Raw genomic sequence first — 15959 nt, 5'->3', positions numbered from 1 at the left:
TCTTTGCGGAACAGCCACTTAGATAGAGGCTGGCGGAAGGGGTGGGATTCGAACCCACGGTGGAGTTGCCCCCACGGCGGTTTTCAAGACCGCTGCCTTAAACCACTCGGCCACCCTTCCAAGCGCCTGCAAGAGCTGAAAAAGCCTCCACTGCGCCAGCAACGGAAAACCGCCCGTTGCGAACGCTTTGCTATCATGACCGGCGGCGACCTTCTCTATGGCCGCGCGCAGGGCAGCGTCAACCTTGGCTGCCGCGTCCTCCTGTATGCCCGGGAGGACATGCGAGTAGAGGTCCAGCGTGATGCCAACGCTGGAATGGCCGACACGCTCCTGCTGCGCGATTTCGGGATGGATGGCGCTCGCCAGCATCGGCGTCGCGCGGCTGTGCCGAAGGTCGCGGGATGCGGCTGCTCGATTCACGCGAGCCATTCGGCGACAAGCGAGAGGCTGGCTCGGAAGATCACCGTCCCGCTCTCGTCGCGCACGCTCGACGTGAATGTCCGCCGGTCGCCGTCGGGAAGCTCGCTGCGCGCCATATCGGGCAGCACGTCGATGGCGATCTCGCGAGCCGCCGCCCGATCGGGCAGATCCTGGCCCTCGTCATCGCGGACGTGCAGATCACCATCATCGGTATCGATGAAGAAGCGCGGCATGTATCCCCCCGGATCGGGAGGAGAACCGTGGCGGCGTCCGCGAGTTCCGTCCGTCACCCGGCACAAGAAGGCCCGCCGCGACTCGGAGAACCGGGCGGGTTGAGCAGGACCTGTGCGGCACTCAGGTCGCCCGGCCGAGCCACGGGCTAATCCCACCACCCTGAGAAGTGGGGCGTCGACCCTGCAGAACCGTCGGCCGCCCGGCATGCGCGCAGGCCTGCACCGCTCAACTCGGCGGCCCAGCGGGCCGTCGCGATGGACCGCAGCGTCGGCTCGGGCGCACCGCAAGTCTCGGCATGCATCTCGAGCATCAGGAGGTTGAGGATGAGGCGGCCATCGCCGCCGGCCGAGGCGGATGCCCCCGTCGACAGCAGCGTCATCAACGCGCGCATGTGCGGGCACGAGGGCGAAGGCGTCGTCATGAGCGCGGGGCTCCAGGCCCGAGCGGGCACGAATCACTGTCTGGCAGAATTGACGCCTGGCGCAGCTACGCAGGTTAACGAGCGTGGCTGTCCCTCCGGCTGCCCGGGCGCCGCATGGTCCAGAAGAGGCCGCCCGTGGTGGCGGCCAGGGCTGACACGTAGGCGCAGACGATCACGTCTTCGAGCATTGCGTGGGATCTCAAGTGGGCGGTCCATGCCCGCTCAACCCGCGAGCCCCGCGCTTATGTTCCGGATCCGACAGGGCCGGGCGGCTACTCGCGCTCGTGCGGCCCGATCCGTTGGTGCGAGCCGGGATTGAGAACGAGGCGCGAACGGATCCGGTCCGAATCCGGCCTTCAGAACAACACGTTGGCGAACTGGCCGAGATCGGGCGGGATGGCCGGGGCGGTTTTCGGGACGGCTGCCTTGAACCCGCTCGGCCGCCCTTCCGGCCCCGCGGCCCATCGGGCCACGCGCTCGATGGCGGAGATCGGGGCCCGCCGGTATCGGAAATCCGGGCCGCGCCGAGCGGCCCTCAGGGCCTGAGGCGGGCGAGGCGGTCGATGAGGGCGCGGTCGTGGAGCAGGGCCACGCGCTCCCGCGCGGTGAGCCAGGCGCGCGCCTCGCGGATCGTCTCGGCCTCGACGATCTTGGCCTGGGCGAGCGTCCGATCGGCGTCGATGCGGCCGCGCGGGCGGGATTCGGCCGCCGGCAGCATCCGGGCATGCGCCGCCGCAAGCGCCGGGTCGGCATGGAGCGCGCCGAGCGCGTCCGCCCCGTCGAGGCCGTGGGCGGCGTTGCGGGCCTCGCAGGCGCCCGCGCGGGCCGCGATCGGCGGCACGTGCTGCTCCTCCGGCGTCAGCAGGAGCCCGGCCCGCTTCAGGGCGAGGCCGAGGGCGAGCTGCCCGCTCGCCCAGGAGATCGGGATCGCCAGGACGAGGCCGAGGATCGTCGGCGACATCCAGAGGAACAGCGAGGTGGCGATCGCGAAGGCCGCGATCCCCGTGACGAGGCCGAGAGCCGTGTGCCAGCGGTGGCGGCGCACGATGTCGGCGAGCGGGATCGAGCCGTCGTCGCGCCGCTGCGGGTTCCAGCCGGTGTCGCGCCCGAGCAGGATCTGGAAGACCGAGCCCGACTGGATCAGCATCGCGATCGGGGCGATCAGCGCCGAGAGCAGGATCTCGATCAGGCACGACAGGACGAGGCGGAACGCGCCGCCGCAGGCGCGGCGCACGGGCCGGTCGGTCAGCGCCAGGATCAGGCCGAGGAGCTTCGGCGCGAGCAGGATGCCCATGGTCAGCCCGAACAGCTGGAGGGCGCGCACGGGGTCGAAGCGGGGGAAGACCGGGTAGAGGCCGAACTCGCCCGTGAAGTATTCCGGCCGCACGTAGGCCGTCTGCAGGACGAGGGCGATGCCGACGACGAGCTGCGCCAGCCAGAGCGGCGAGGCGACATAGCCGGCGATCCCCGTGGCGAAGTGCTGGCGCGAGGCGAGCGCCAGGCCCGCAGCCCCGATGATGCGGCTGTGCTGCAGGTTCCCTTGGGCCCAGCGCCGGTCGCGCACCGCGACGTCGATGAGCGAGGGCGGGCTCTCCTCGTAGGAGCCCGGCAGGCTGGGCAGCATGGTGACGGCCCAGCCGGCGCGCCGGATCAGCGCGGCCTCCACGAAGTCGTGGCTCAGCACGTGGCCGCCGAAGGGCGGCCTGCCCGAGAGGTCGGGCAGGCCGCAACTCTCCGCGAAGGCGCGGGTGCGGATGACGGCGTTGTGGCCCCAGTAATTGCCGTCGCGGCCCGACCAGACGCTGAGCCCCGTTGCGATGACGGGGCCGTAGATCCGGGCCGCGAATTGCTGCACGCGGGCGAACAGGGTGTTGCGGTTGATGATGAGCGGCAGCGACTGGATGATGCCGGAATCCGGGTCCGCCTCCATGGCGGCGGCGAGCCGCACGATGCACGCGCCCGTCATCAGGCTGTCGGCGTCGAGGACCAGCATGTGGTCGTAGGCCCCGCCCCAGCGGGTGACGAAGTCGCCGATGTTGCCGGCCTTGCGGTGGTGGTTCCTGGCCCGGTGCCGGTAGTAGAGGCGGGCGTCGGGCCCGAGCCGCGCCCGCAGCGCCAGGAAGGCGCGCTCCTCGGCGATCCAGGCATCCCCTTGCGTCGAGTCCGAGAGCACGAACCAGTCGAAATGGGCCCCGAGCCCGGTCGCCTCCACGGCCTCGCGCATGGCCTCGACGCCCGCGAAGGTGCGGGCGGTGGCCTCGTTGTAGACCGGCATCAGGACCGCCGTGCGGGCCGAGAGCCGGGCGGGGGCGGGGAGGGCCTCGCGGCGGCGGGCGAGCAGCGCCAGGAAGCCCAGGATCGCCCCCGTGAAGGCCAGCGCGATCCACGAGAAGTTCAGGGTGAAGAGGGCGAGCAGCCCGTATTGCAGGGCCGTGGGGCTGCCCGAGACCGAGACCGTCTCGTACATCTGTACCGCCCCGTAGGCGGTGAGTGCCGCCGCCGCCCCGAAGACGAAGAGGCGCGCCGCCCAGGGACTGCGCCGGCCCTTCGCCGGCCCGTGGCCGAGGCCCGGGTCCCACCGGGCGAGATCCTGTACCGGCATGAGCAGCGGCGCCTCGGGCGGCATGGCGGGAGCCGGATCCGCGGCGGCGACCGCGGCTTTGTCCGCGGGGCTGAGGTCCGCGGGGGCGGCGGATTGTCCGCGCTGGGCGGCGAGGGTGTGGGGGTCTTCCATGCGTCCCAGGGCACCTGCGGGTTCGGCGACGGCCGACGAGGGAGGATGATGGGGAAACGGTCGGCCGGCGGAATGGAGCCGGCGGCGAGGGGGCCTCTTGGCAAGACAGGCCCTTGGCAAGGCGGGGCCTCCGGCTTCGGGGGTCACGGCGTCCAGCGATAGAGCCAGGTCTCGCTGACGGGCCGCCCGCCCCGGGTCAGGGCGAGGCGCAACTCGCTGGCCCGCTCGCCGCCGGGGTCGAGCTCGAAGGCGACCCGCACGGTCCTGCGCTCGGGATAGGGGTAGAGGGTCTGGCGGACGATGGTGCCGGGGCTTGCCGTCAGCGCGGTCTCGAGCCCGTCGCCGGCGAGGTCCTCGCCCGTGAAGTCGACGAGGAAGAGCCGGCGGCTGCCGCCGCTGCCGTGGCCGCTGCGGGTGCCGGCGACCAGCGCGACGGGGGGCCGCTCGGGCGGCTCCCAGCACCAGAACTGGCGGTAGGAGAAGCGCGTCTCGGCGCCCGCCGCGATCGCGGTCTTCGGCCGCCAGTAGGCCAGGATGTTCTCGTTGAACTCGGAATCGCTCGGGATCTCGAGGAGCGTCACGGCGCCCTCGCCCCAGGGCGAGAGCGGCTCGAGCCAGAGGGAGGGGCGCAGCTCCCAGCGCTGCACGTCGTCCTCGAAATCGTCGTAGGCGCGCGCCCGCTGCATCAGGCCGAAGCCCTTCGGCCCGTCGTCGAGGAAGGAGGAGATCTGCAGGGTGTCGGGATTGCGGACCGGGCGCCAGATCGCCTCGCCGGCCCCATTGCGGATCTGCAGGCCCCCGGCCGCGTAGGCGCCGGCCCGTGCGTCGTCGCTGCCGCGCCGGTCGTGGGGGCCGAACAGGTAGCTCGCCTGCATGCCGCCGAGGCCGAGATGGTCGATGACCTTGCGGGGGAAGATCGTGCCCTCGACGTCAGCGACCGAGGCCTCGCCCGGGCGCAGGCTCATGCGCAGCGCCCCGGCGGCGGAGTCGGAATCGATCAGCGCGTGCACGGTGAGCGGCCCGCCGGGGCCGGGCCGCTCGATCCAGAAGGCGCGGAACAGCGGGAATTCCTCGCCGCGCGCATCGGCCGGGCGCAGCGTCAGGGCCCGGGCGGTGACGCCGAAGCCCTGGCCCCGCGCCAGGAGCCGGAAGAAGGAGGCGCCCTGGAAGATCGCGAAGTCGGCGAGCGCCCCGCCGTCGAAGCGGGCCTGCAGGCGGAAGCCCGAATAGCCCGGATCCTCGCCGAACTCGGGGAGCACGATGCCGCCGGTCTCGAAGCGGGCGCGGTCGTAGGGCAGGGCCCGCACCACGCCGTCCTCCACGAGGGCGAGGGAGACCCGGCCGGTGAAGATCGAGCCGCGGTGGAGCGGCTCAAGCGTGAAGCCGAGATTGTCGCCGGCCCAGACCGCGCTGCCGGGCGCCGCCCGGATGGTGCCGTACTGCTCGCGCGTCAGCGCCTTCAGGGAGGCCGGCAGGTCGTCGCTGCGGGGTGCCGCGTAGGGGGCGCCGGCGAGCGCCCGGGCGAGCTCGACCACGGTGTCCGGCTCGAAGGCGGAGCCGGGGGCGGGCAGAGCGGGGGCCGCCTCGGCCCGGGCGGGCGCCCCGAGCCCGGCCGCCCCGGCGAGGCTCGACAGGCCGAGAAGGCCGGCCGCGCCCGCGCCCCGCAGGAGGTCGCGCCGGGTGCGATCCTGTCGTCCTGTGCTCACGGGATCGGAGGACGCGGCGGGGCGCGGGGCCCCGGTCGCGGAATCGGACGGACCGTCGGTCGGCAGGCTCATGCGCCCTTCATGCAGGTTGGCGGCGGGTCGGAACAGGCCACCGGGTCGGGAACGCGCCGCAGATGTAACATTCAGAAACATCTCGGCGCCGATGCCTGAACCTCGGGTTAAGGGCGCTGCAGGACCGGCCCGCTGCGGTTGCGAGATCCGCGCCGGCCTAACCGTAGATCGCAGCGCCGATAACCCGGAATCGTGCTGCCCGATCGCGCCGCGGCCGTTTAAGCCTTCCGATTTGCGCGGGCTGCGCGATCGGCTAAGCCGTAGGCGTCCGGCCGGGGCGGCCTGGGTCGCTCGGACAGGCCGCGCGTGTTTCCGGGCGATGGGTAGAGACGGCGATGACGACATCCGAGACGGCCTCCGGCCGGCGCAGCCTCACGGCGATCGTGCTCGCGGCCGGGATGGGCACGCGGATGCGCTCCGGCCTGCCCAAGGTGCTCCACCGGATCGCCGGGCGCAGCATGCTCGGCCATGTCCTGGCGGCGGTGCAGGAGGCAGGGGCCGACCGCATCGCCGTGGTGGCCGAGCCCGGCCGCGATGACGTCGCCCGCGAGGTCGAGAGCCGCGCGCCCGGCGCCCGCCTCTACCCGCAGGCCGAGCGCCTCGGCACGGCCCACGCGGTCCTGGCCGCCCGGCCCGCGCTCGCGGAGGGCGCCGACGACGTGGTGGTGGCCTTCGGCGACACGCCGCTCATCACGGGCGAGACCCTGCGGCGCCTGCGCGCGCCGCTGGCCGAGGGGGCGGCCGTCGCCGTGCTGGCCTTCGAGGCGGCCGATCCGGCGGGCTACGGCCGGGTGCTGACGGAGGGCGAGCGGGTCCTGGCGATCCGCGAGCAGAAGGACGCCTCGGAGGCCGAGCGCCGGGTGCGCCTGTGCAATGCCGGGCTGATGGCGCTCTCGGGGATCCACGCCCTCGCGCTCCTCGAGCGCATCGGCAACGACAACGCGGCCGGCGAGTACTACCTGCCGGACGCGGTGGCGCTCGCGGTCGGCGACGGGCTCGGCGTCGCCGTCGTGCCGGTCGAGGAGGCCGAGGCGCAGGGGGTCAACGACCGGGTGCAGCTCGGCGTGGCGGAGGCCGCGATCCAGGCGCGCCTGCGCCGGGCGGCGCAACTCGGCGGCGCGACGCTCATCGCGCCCGAGACGGTCTTCCTCAGCGCCGACACGGTGCTGGGGCGGGACGCCGTGGTGGAGCCTCACGTGGTGTTCGGGCCCGGCGTCACGGTGGGGGAGGCTTGCGTCGTGCACGCCTTCTCGCATCTCGAGGGGGCGCGGCTCGAGGCCGGCGCCAGCATCGGCCCCTACGCGCGCCTGCGCCCCGGGGCGGTGCTGGAGGAGGGCGCCCGCATCGGCAACTTCGTCGAGGTCAAGAACGCGACGCTGCGGGCCGGCGCCAAGGCCAACCACCTGACCTATCTGGGCGATGCCGAGATCGGCGAGGGCGCCAATGTCGGGGCCGGCACCATCACCTGCAACTACGACGGCGTGAACAAGCACCGCACCCTGATCGGGGCGGGCGCCTTCATCGGCTCGAACTCGGCCCTCGTCGCCCCGGTCCGGGTCGGGGCGGGCGCCTATGTGGGCACGGGCTCGGTCATCACCGACGACGTGCCGGACGGCGCGCTCGCGGTCGCCCGCGGCCGCCAGGCCGTCAAGGAGGGCTGGGCCGAGCCGAAGCGCGCCGCCATGCGGGCCGAGAAGGCGGCGCGGGCGCGCAAGGCCTAGACCCTTCGGACTATGCCGCCGGCACGACGGAGACGTCGGCCTGATCCGAAAGACCCGGGCCGGGCGGGACGAGTCCGTCCTTCGTCGATATCTGGTAAAGCTTGTTTATTTCCAACTGGTTGAAAAGATCCGCTCAAGATCTTTGGTAAGATTTCGTGGCATCCTGCGCCGCGGCGGGACTCGCCTTCGGCGGTCCCGATCCGGTATTGAGGAACCTTGGCCCCCGCGCGCGGGGGGCGGCTGCGGCCGGGCACCGGCTTCAGGAGCGGAAGAGAGAGAAGGCCATGTGCGGCATTGTCGGCATCGTCGGGCGCGACGCGGTGGCGGGGCAGGTGATCGAGGCGCTGCGGCGGCTCGAGTATCGCGGCTACGATTCCGCCGGCATCGCCACGCTGGAGGAGGGCCGCCTGGAGCGGCGCCGGGCCGAGGGCAAGCTCGCCAACCTCCAGCTCAAGCTCCTGCAATCGCCGCTGTCCGGCGCGATCGGCATCGGGCACACCCGCTGGGCCACGCATGGGCGGCCGAACGAGACCAACGCCCATCCGCACGCCACCGAGCGCCTGGCGGTGGTCCATAACGGCATCATCGAGAATTTCCGCGAGCTGAAGAGCGAGCTCCAGGCCCACGGCATCCGCTTCGAGACCGAGACCGACACCGAGGTCGTGGCCCAGGCGGTGAGCCACGCGATGGGGCAGGGCTTGAGCCCCGTCGCGGCGGTGGCCGCGACCCTGCCGCGCCTGCGCGGCGCCTTCGCGCTCGGCTTCCTGTTCGCGGGCGAGGGCGACCTGCTGATCGGCGCCCGCCACGGCGCGCCGCTCGCCATCGGCTTCGGCGCGGGCGAGACCTATCTCGGCTCGGACGCGCTGGCGCTCGCCCCCTTCACGGACGAGATCACCTACCTGGAGGAGGGGGATTGGGCGATCCTCACCCGCGAGGGCGCGGAGATCCGCGACGCCTCGGGCGCGGTCGTGGCCCGCCCCCGCCAGAAGATCGCCGCCCAGGCCTACCGGATCGACAAGGGCAACCACCGCCATTTCATGGCGAAGGAGATCCACGAGCAGCCGGAGGTGGTGGGCCGGACGCTCGCCCACTACGTCGACCTCGCCGAGAGCCGCGTCGTCCTGCCCGAAGCCCTGCCCTTCGACTTCGCGGACCTGCAGCGCATCTCGATCACGGCCTGCGGCACCGCCTACTACGCGGGGCTGGTGGCGAAGTACTGGTTCGAGCGCATCGCCCGGCTCCCCGTCGAGATCGACGTCGCCTCGGAGGCGCGCTACCGCGAGGCGCCGCTGGAGGCGGGCGGGCTGACCCTCGTGATCTCCCAATCCGGCGAGACCGCCGACACGCTGGCCTCGCTGCGCTATGCCAAGGCGCAGGGGCAGCACACGCTGGGCGTCGTCAACGTGCCGACCTCGACGATCGCCCGTGAGGCGTCCGCCGTCCTGCCGACGCTCGCCGGCCCCGAGATCGGGGTCGCCTCCACCAAGGCGTTCTCCTGCCAGCTCACGGTGCTGCTGTGCCTCGCCATCGCGGCCGGCCGCGCGCGCGGCGCGCTCGGCGTCGCGCAGGAGCGCCGGCTCGTCGACGCGCTGATCACGGTGCCGGGCCTGATGGCCGAGGCCGTCGGCCAGGAGGGCGAGATCGAGAGGCTCGCCCGCGAGATCGCCAAGGCGCGGGACGTCCTCTATCTCGGGCGCGGCACCGCCTATCCGATGGCGCTGGAAGGCGCGCTGAAGCTCAAGGAGATCAGCTACATCCACGCGGAAGGCTACGCGGCGGGCGAGCTGAAGCACGGGCCGATCGCCTTGATCGACGAGAGCGTGCCGGTGATCGTGATCGCGCCCCACGACGCGATCTTCGAGAAGACGGTCTCGAACATGCAGGAGGTGGCCGCCCGCGGCGGCCGGATCATCCTGGTGGGGGACGCCCGCGGGGCGGCCGAGCACGGGCTCGACACCCTGGCGACGCTGACGATGCCGGACCTCGACCCGACCATCGCGCCGATCGTCTACGCGGTGCCGATCCAGCTCATCGCCTACCACACCGCCGTCTTCATGGGCAAAGACGTCGACCAGCCGCGCAACCTCGCGAAATCGGTGACCGTCGAGTAGGGCGACTTCCGGGAGACGCGCCGGCTGAGCGGTGACACTAGTTAGATCCGACAGCCAATGATAAATTCCAACGGCCCATAAACATTTCCGACGCCGGCACTTGGAGGAACAGCAAGTCCTCCAGGGAGGGAGCGTTTGTGGCCCAGTGCGGGTAAGGCGGCGAGGTCGCTCAGCGGCGCGCCATCGCCAGCATGTGTGGCAGGAGCGCGCTCACACCCACGATCGATGTCGCCCGCCGTTTGGCTGCCAGCGGTGCGATCGACGGTCTCGTGTCCGGAAAGCCTCTGTCGCTGAGCCGGTCATGAATGTTCCAGAGCCCGGCTGACGAGACCGTCTCGCCGCGCTCGGGCAAAGCGGACGCACCTTTCCTGGCAGCCTTCTTCGGCGCTGCTCCCGAGGTCATGGCGAGGCTCTCTCCTGCCAGCAAGCGGTCAGCAAGCGTGACCGCCGTCATGGTCGCACGCCGACCGATGGGGCATGGATTCCTCAACTCGGAGGCATCCATGCGGGACATTCATCCTCACACAGACAGGAGGCTCGCAGCGCTGCTGGCGATGGCGCTTTGCTTGACTATAGCCCTGGTCGCCGTCTCTGCAGTCAAATCCGCCGCGCATGCCGAAAGCCGCGCCTCAGCACGCGGAGTCTCGATATCGAGACTCTGACCGTGACCCTCGGCCGACTGGAAGCAGCGATTGAATTTGCAGTGCCAAGCCCGTGGCAGGTAATCGCCTACATGCACGGTCTTGTTACCAACCATGCGACCGCCGGCCGATCAATGTTCGAGACTATTCTCTTCTGAAAAAGGAATTAATAATCGATATCCTCAATGAATGCGCTGACCAAATAGCTCCAATCGTTCGAGCGGGGGATCCCCTCTTTAGAGGGACCTTTGCAATGTTGAGGTCGGACGGCCAAGGAGGCGCCCAGTCTGGAATTAATGAGATGCCGAGCTCTCGATCAACCAGAACTGCAATCGCCTCCAGAGAATCTAACTCCAGATGCTCTTGTGGTTCGATTTTGAGCTTACGAAGGTAATCATCAGCAAGCCTGCCTCCCCAGTGCCGTCTATCATAACGGATGAACGGTTGCGTTGAGAGAAGTTCGTCCGAGTCCCTGCTCGCAATGGACGCAGAGCATAGAACGATCAAAGGCTCTCTGCCGATCGGCGCAAAGTTCAGCGTCTTTGGCAACTCGAACGTCGGCTCGACAATGATCGCAGCGTCAAGTTCTTCGTCTATAACTTTCTTGTAGAGATTGTCGGATGTCCCCGGCTCGATAAAAACATCCACCGCGGGATGTTTTTGCATGAAGGCGGCAAGCAACTCGGGCATGTAGCCAGTCAAGGCTGTTGATATCGCGCCGAGGCGGAAGTTGCCGATGACAGTCGTTCCTGCTGCAATCGAACGCAAGTCGCGAACCTCGCGTAGAAAAGAACGCGCCTTCTCTACGATCGCGCCTCCTGCGGCGGTCGGTCGGACCACGCGCCCCGAGCGCGCGACCAATGCAACGCCTACATCCTTCTCGAGAGCTTCGATCCGCTGGGCGACGGCCGCTGGCGTGAGGTTGAGATGACGTGCGGCCTCCACGAGCGAGCCCCGCCCAACAACTTCCAGGAAGCTCTCAAGGTAACGTGTGTCCACAAGCTAGAATTTGTCACTTCTGAAGGGAGATGAACCCACCTTTTATCATGGGCTGGAGCACCATACCAGACGCGTTGGCAAGGGAGGCCAGCATGGATTCGAAGGCGACAAGCCACGTCGGAACGACGAGCGAGCAGGACGCGAACGCCTCTGACCGGGAGACCGCGAACGTAACGTCGCGGCGACGGTTCTTGATGGGCGCCAGCGCTATGGGCGGACTGCTGTCGGTCCAGAAGGCAGCCGCTCAGCCAGCAGTCTCCACGGAGCGTCCCATCACCGTCCCGAAGGAGTTCAAGGAGGCTGCGGAGACAGCGCTGCCCAAGATTAATTTTCCTATGACCGGCGCCGACGTCTTTGCAGCTGCCTGCAAGACCGAAAACGTTGCCGCTCTCCTCTGCTGCCCCGGCAACTACAAAGTCATGCACGCCATCGCGGAGCAGGGCATACCCGTATATTCGGGTCGTAACGAGCTGGCCATGTGTGCCGCCGCCGATGCCTTCATCCGGATCAGTGGCGAGATTGCGGCGACATCCGGAACGGAAGGCCCCGGCTTTACGACCATGATCATGGGCATTGCGAACGCCAACGCTGCTCGCACGCCGCTTCTGGTGCTGGCCAGCAATACCAGCGTGAAGGACGACGATACGGAAGCTGGCATTCAGGTTGGCGAGCAGCAGCCGACAACCGTCGGCCTGCGCAAGTATGGCAAGCGGTTAATCACGCCGCAGCGGGTTCACGAATATGCAGGCTATGCATTCCGTCAGCTGAAAACGGGCATCCCGCGCCCTGTCCACCTCGATTTCACGAACGAAGTTACGGACGCCCGTTTCAAGAGCGCGGCGGATCTCACGTTCTTCTTCGACAAGAGCAAGTACCGCTCAGAGTCCAAGCCCTATCCGAACCCGGCAGACATCAAAGCTGCCGTGGACATGCTGAGCGCGGCCAAGCGCCCGATCATCGTCTCCAGCATCGGCACGTTCTACGCGCGTGCGTGGGAGCCCCTGCGGCAGCTGGCCGAGAAGGCCAACATACCGGTTGTCGAGTCCGGAGCCATGCGTGGTCAGTTTCCGGATGACCATCCGCTCTCCGCTGACCGCTCACCCTCCGCTTTGAGCAGCGCTGACGTCGTCATGTTCGTCGGTCAGTACTGCATGCCGACGATCGGCGAGTACGCCTTCGGTCCGGACGCGCGCTACATCCGGGTCCAGCCGAGCGGCGAGGACATTGGCCGCAATCTGCCGATCGATCTCGGCATCGTTGCCGACGAACGCGCAACCATGGCAGCGCTGGCGGAGGCGATGCCGTCCGGGAGCCATCCGGAGTGGTTGGCGGAAATCGGTGCGGCGCGGGCGAAATTCGAGGACGAGAACGAGGCGATCTACAAACTGGGCGCGGCGTTCACCGACGCTGTTCACCCGGCCGTCATAGCCAAGCAGTTGGCCGAGTTCCTCCAAGCAGGAGACATCCCAAAGGATCAGATCACGATCGCGCAGGGCGGCTTTGGAATTGCCCGCTATACGCGGCGCTGGCTGCGCGCTTTCCGCCCAGGGCAGATCATGAACGGCAACTACCAATACGGTCCAGTCGGATTAGACATCGGATACACCGTCGGGGTGGCCGCGGCAGTTCGTCAGGGAGCGGGAGTACAGGCACTCTATAAAGGGCACCCGGTCGTCTGCGTGACCGGCGACGCAGGATTTGGGTACTCGGGCATGGAAATCGAGACTCTCGCGAAATACCGCATGCCCGCCGTGATCGTGATCTACAACAACAACGCTTGGGGCACGTGGTACCCGCAGGCCGACGAAGTCCATCGTGCCCCGATCCATCTGTTCCAAGAGAATATCCGCTACGACAAGGTGGCGGAGGCACTGGGCGGCAGAGGCGTGTACGTGACGCGTCCGGAGGAATTCCGGCCAGGCTTGGAGTGGGCTTGGAAGACGGCCGTGGCCGAAAACCTTCCGGTCGTCCTGAACTGTCAGGGCCGGAAGGAGTTCTGGCTCCGCTCAAAGACATCGCCGGGGTTCCTGGGCAAGGTCGAGCCCGGATGCCTCTCCTATTATCACTGAGGGTAGTTCTTTGATGGCATTACCCGCAACAGAGCTGCGAAGCGTCCTGGCCGGCTATGCCGATCGTGGCGTGTTCCGGGGCATCGACGATGGCAAGGCCACGGGTGACGTCGTCGAGTTCAACTTCATGTGGCACGGCCGCCGACCCTTGCGGTGCGTTCTGGCCGAGCCTGCAATCACGTTGCGTGACTTCCTGCACGCGATGCCCGCTCGCTCGGACATCTGCCAGGACCTTCGCGACTTCGTGAAGGGCCTCAACGATCCCGCACTTCCCGAGCATCGGGGTGTAGATCCTAGCCGCGCGAGCGTCACCACGACAGTCCGGAACCAACGCTTGTCCCTCGTCGTGACGACGATCGATGGCGATTATGTTTACGCGACACGCAAGCTCGTCTTCGCTGCCCATGAAATCTGGCTTCGACTTCAATCCGAGTGGGTGCACTACGTTTGGGAAGAGTTCGGAACGTCGATGGAATGATCTCCGGCGAAAGGAAGGCCATGATGTGTGTTGTAAGGACCGGCTGCCGGTGGATGCTGTTCTCTGTGATGGCGCTTACCGCCACCTGCGCATTGGCAGACGACTTCTCGCCTTTTCCGCCTGGTGAGAACGCCGCGCTCGCGAAGAAAGTTTGCACCGAGTGTCACGCTGCCAATGTGGTGCTCTCGGCGCAGTTCGACGAGAAGCTAGCTCGGAAGCAATACAAGCTCTTTGTCGGTGATCCGGACTCAGATGAGGGTCAGAAAGTCATCAAGTACCTAACCACCACGCTCGGCCCACGGTAGCTCGTGTTGATGCGTGCTTGAACCTCTGCGATGGGCGCCTGCGCGTGCGCCCGCCGCAACAGAGTTCCAGCTAAGAACATTTCCCGTCTGTGGTAGCTGCTCGGCAACGGTCGTCAAGCAGCGACTGCTCGCATGATACTGCAAGTCATAGCAGGACCTTTCGTTACGTCCGGATGTTCATGCAATGCTGTTCGGACGCGATTGGGCGAGCAGCCAAATTCCTGGTGTGCCCGCGAACTGTAAGACTGCCATAGCCGAAGCTGTCTTACGATCGACAAAGTATCAAGCGGCCGCCACCGGAAGGAGGACGATTGAACACGTCCGAGAGCAATTCGCCTCTGGTCCTCATGACCAACCCGATCCATCCGGATGCGGAAGCACTGATGCGGCCGCACGCCCGTTTGGTGACCGCAGCTGATACGAACGCGCAGACGCTGCGCGCCCTGGCAAGCGAGGCGGCCGGCATGATCGTCCGCGCGCAGCTTCCCGACGACATCCTCGACCATGCGCCCAAGCTGCGCGGCATCGTGCGTCACGGCGTCGGGCTCGATTTCGTCCCGATCGACGCCTGCACCGCCCGTGGAATCCCGCTCGCCAACCTGCCCGGCAGCAACACCGGTGCAGTCACCGAGCATGTCTTCGCTGCCCTCTTCCACCTACGTCGACGCCTCGCCTTCCTCGATCAGACCTTGCGGGAGAGTGGCTGGATCGTCGCTAAGTCACTGGCGGGCGACCTACCCGAGATTGGCTCGAGCACGATCGGCATCCTCGGACTCGGCGAGATCGGTCGCAACGTGGCGCGAACTGCGCGCTACGGCTTCGGCATGCGCGTGCTCGGACATTCCCGCAGTGGCGGCACGCTCGAAGGGCTCGTTGAAGCGGTCGATCGAGAGACGCTGTTCGCGGAAAGCGATGCTGTGGTGATTGCCTGCCCTCTGACCTCCGAAACCCGAGGGCTCGTTGGGGCAGACTTGATTCGACGGATGCGCCGCAGCGCCGTCCTCATCAACGTGGCGCGCGGCCCCATCGTCGATGAAGGAGCTTTAGTGACGGCACTCCGCGCCGGCACCCTTTCGGGGGCGGCGCTCGACGTCTTTGCCATGCAGCCCCTGCCTACAGATCATCCGTTGCGTGGCTGCCCGAATCTGCTGCTGACGCCTCACGTCGCTGGCACTTCCGCAGAGAGCTTGCGTAGGATGGGCCTCGGCGCGGCAGAGGAAATGCTCCGCATCTTGCGAGGCGAGCGACCGCTGAATCTCGTCAACCCCGCTGTCCTCAATGCCTAGGACCGAGCCCCATCGCGTGGGAGCACGCCGCCGAGTCATCGCTTCTACGGTCTACTTCGACCCGAAGGCTCTTCGAGTGAGGGCGGGGGTGGGGCATCGCATCCAATCAGCGGATTGGGGCCTTGAGCACTCGAAGGCTAACTCGCCCCGCAGCCATGGAACGTGACCGTCGCCCTGCGATTAGTCTCCATCAATCCGAGGAGAGCCCCCGTGAAAATAATCTTCCTTTCTTCACTGCTTGCCACCAGCGTCCTCGCGGCTGCGCCCGTTTCTGCCCAGCAGACTGAGGTAGCCCCTCAGGGTCCTACGGAGGATCTTCGCTCACTCGATCAACGCGAGCGCGACCTCGACCGCGAGGAGAAGCACCACCAGATGCGGCGGGAAGAAATCTCACGAGAGAAGCGGGAGCTTGGCCGAGACTCCAACGACCCTAAAAAGGACTGAGAATCTGATGCAGCATTAGAGGATGCAGAGCATCTTTCTCGTTACGCACAAGTGTTTTCGAGCAGTTTTACAGCGCTTGGTCCGATTTATCGACGGTCGTCTCGCCGCACTTCGATAGCTGTATCTGTTCGCTAGGTGGAAAGCCGACCTTCGCCTTCGCGCCCATCTCCCCCATGCGACGGCCTTCGCCGGCATCTCCGAAGCGGACATCGGCACAGGCCGGATCACAGGTCCCACTTGCGCCATCAGCCGACCTTCGATCAGGGCCGCCGGATTGGCAGCTCGTCAGGCGAAGGCGGATTCTCCGAAGGCCCAATG

Annotated in this window: 13 protein-coding genes and 1 tRNA gene; 7 read left to right on the top strand and 7 right to left on the bottom strand. The window is 67.8% G+C overall.

Annotated features, from left to right (window positions below; all coding sequences use genetic code 11):
* Nucleotides 1-30: 30 nt before the first annotated feature.
* The 5 genes from WDW90_RS20380 to WDW90_RS20360 form a co-directional block, all read right to left on the bottom strand.
* Nucleotides 31-120, bottom strand: a tRNA-Ser gene (locus WDW90_RS20380).
* A 296-nt stretch (nt 121-416) separates the two neighbouring features.
* Nucleotides 417-653 carry a DUF6894 family protein gene (locus WDW90_RS20375; RefSeq protein WP_336489296.1) on the bottom strand — a complete coding sequence of 79 codons (237 nt, stop codon included), beginning with the start codon at nt 651-653 and terminating at the stop codon, nt 417-419.
* Between the two features lie 146 nt (nt 654-799).
* A complete protein-coding gene (locus tag WDW90_RS20370) occupies nt 800-1075 on the bottom strand; it encodes a hypothetical protein (RefSeq protein WP_336489295.1) in 276 nt (91 codons plus the stop codon).
* Nucleotides 1076-1610: 535 nt separating this feature from the next.
* Nucleotides 1611-3809: a glucans biosynthesis glucosyltransferase MdoH gene (gene mdoH, locus WDW90_RS20365; RefSeq protein ID WP_336489294.1), complete on the bottom strand. Its 2199-nt coding sequence runs from the start codon at nt 3807-3809 to the stop codon at nt 1611-1613.
* Nucleotides 3810-3952: 143 nt separating this feature from the next.
* Entirely contained in the window at nt 3953-5587 is a 1635-nt protein-coding gene (locus WDW90_RS20360) for an OpgD/OpgG family glucan biosynthesis protein (RefSeq protein WP_336489293.1), read from the bottom strand.
* 335 nt (nt 5588-5922) lie between these two features.
* Here WDW90_RS20360 and glmU point away from each other — a divergent pair, with 335 nt between their 5' ends.
* Both glmU and glmS read left to right on the top strand, forming a co-directional pair.
* Nucleotides 5923-7308, top strand: a complete 1386-nt coding sequence (gene glmU, locus WDW90_RS20355; RefSeq protein ID WP_336489292.1) for a bifunctional UDP-N-acetylglucosamine diphosphorylase/glucosamine-1-phosphate N-acetyltransferase GlmU — start codon at nt 5923-5925, stop codon at nt 7306-7308.
* Between the two features lie 284 nt (nt 7309-7592).
* Nucleotides 7593-9419 carry a glutamine--fructose-6-phosphate transaminase (isomerizing) gene (gene glmS, locus WDW90_RS20350; RefSeq protein WP_336489291.1) on the top strand — a complete coding sequence of 609 codons (1827 nt, stop codon included), beginning with the start codon at nt 7593-7595 and terminating at the stop codon, nt 9417-9419.
* Between the two features lie 169 nt (nt 9420-9588).
* On the opposite strand, the gene WDW90_RS20345 is transcribed toward glmS, so the two are convergent.
* Complete coding sequence (locus WDW90_RS20345; protein WP_336489290.1) at nt 9589-9873, bottom strand: hypothetical protein; 285 nt, start codon at nt 9871-9873, stop codon at nt 9589-9591.
* Nucleotides 9874-10204: 331 nt separating this feature from the next.
* Nucleotides 10205-11059, bottom strand: coding sequence for a LysR family transcriptional regulator (locus WDW90_RS20340; protein ID WP_336489289.1), 855 nt, complete (start codon nt 11057-11059; stop codon nt 10205-10207).
* A gap of 92 nt (nt 11060-11151) precedes the next feature.
* Here WDW90_RS20340 and WDW90_RS20335 point away from each other — a divergent pair, with 92 nt between their 5' ends.
* The 5 genes from WDW90_RS20335 (at nt 11152) to WDW90_RS20315 (ending at nt 15641) form a co-directional block, all read left to right on the top strand.
* A complete protein-coding gene (locus WDW90_RS20335; protein ID WP_336489288.1) occupies nt 11152-13128 on the top strand; it encodes a thiamine pyrophosphate-binding protein in 1977 nt (658 codons plus the stop codon).
* A gap of 13 nt (nt 13129-13141) precedes the next feature.
* The gene (locus WDW90_RS20330) at nt 13142-13606 is read left to right on the top strand and encodes a hypothetical protein (protein ID WP_336489287.1); all 465 of its coding nucleotides are present in this window, start codon (nt 13142-13144) and stop codon (nt 13604-13606) included.
* Nucleotides 13607-13659: 53 nt separating this feature from the next.
* Nucleotides 13660-13911, top strand: coding sequence for a hypothetical protein (locus WDW90_RS20325; protein WP_336489286.1), 252 nt, complete (start codon nt 13660-13662; stop codon nt 13909-13911).
* A gap of 311 nt (nt 13912-14222) precedes the next feature.
* Nucleotides 14223-15197 (top strand): hydroxyacid dehydrogenase, encoded by a 975-nt coding sequence (locus tag WDW90_RS20320; RefSeq protein WP_336489285.1) that lies wholly within the window; start codon nt 14223-14225, stop codon nt 15195-15197.
* 210 nt (nt 15198-15407) lie between these two features.
* Nucleotides 15408-15641, top strand: coding sequence for a hypothetical protein (locus WDW90_RS20315; RefSeq protein WP_336489284.1), 234 nt, complete (start codon nt 15408-15410; stop codon nt 15639-15641).
* Nucleotides 15642-15959: the final 318 nt, after the last annotated feature.

The organism is Methylobacterium nigriterrae, from assembly GCF_037106235.1.
Taxonomy (GTDB): Bacteria; Pseudomonadota; Alphaproteobacteria; order Rhizobiales; family Beijerinckiaceae; genus Methylobacterium; species Methylobacterium nigriterrae.
The sequence above is the reverse complement of the archived record's forward strand: the minus strand, read 5'-3'. Positions and strand labels throughout refer to the sequence as shown.

What these genes read in the sequence shown, in the direction of transcription:
- mdoH (WP_336489294.1), bottom strand. Translation starts at nt 3,809, where the DNA reads ATGGAAGACCCCCACACCCTCGCCGCCCAGCGCGGACAATCCGCCGCC.
- WDW90_RS20330 (WP_336489287.1), top strand. Translation starts at nt 13,142, where the DNA reads ATGGCATTACCCGCAACAGAGCTGCGAAGCGTCCTGGCCGGCTATGCC.
- WDW90_RS20360 (WP_336489293.1), bottom strand. Translation starts at nt 5,587, where the DNA reads ATGAGCCTGCCGACCGACGGTCCGTCCGATTCCGCGACCGGGGCCCCG.
- WDW90_RS20375 (WP_336489296.1), bottom strand. Translation starts at nt 653, where the DNA reads ATGCCGCGCTTCTTCATCGATACCGATGATGGTGATCTGCACGTCCGC.
- WDW90_RS20345 (WP_336489290.1), bottom strand. Translation starts at nt 9,873, where the DNA reads ATGACGGCGGTCACGCTTGCTGACCGCTTGCTGGCAGGAGAGAGCCTC.
- WDW90_RS20325 (WP_336489286.1), top strand. Translation starts at nt 13,660, where the DNA reads ATGCTGTTCTCTGTGATGGCGCTTACCGCCACCTGCGCATTGGCAGAC.
- WDW90_RS20335 (WP_336489288.1), top strand. Translation starts at nt 11,152, where the DNA reads ATGGATTCGAAGGCGACAAGCCACGTCGGAACGACGAGCGAGCAGGAC.
- glmS (WP_336489291.1), top strand. Translation starts at nt 7,593, where the DNA reads ATGTGCGGCATTGTCGGCATCGTCGGGCGCGACGCGGTGGCGGGGCAG.
- WDW90_RS20370 (WP_336489295.1), bottom strand. Translation starts at nt 1,075, where the DNA reads ATGACGACGCCTTCGCCCTCGTGCCCGCACATGCGCGCGTTGATGACG.
- glmU (WP_336489292.1), top strand. Translation starts at nt 5,923, where the DNA reads ATGACGACATCCGAGACGGCCTCCGGCCGGCGCAGCCTCACGGCGATC.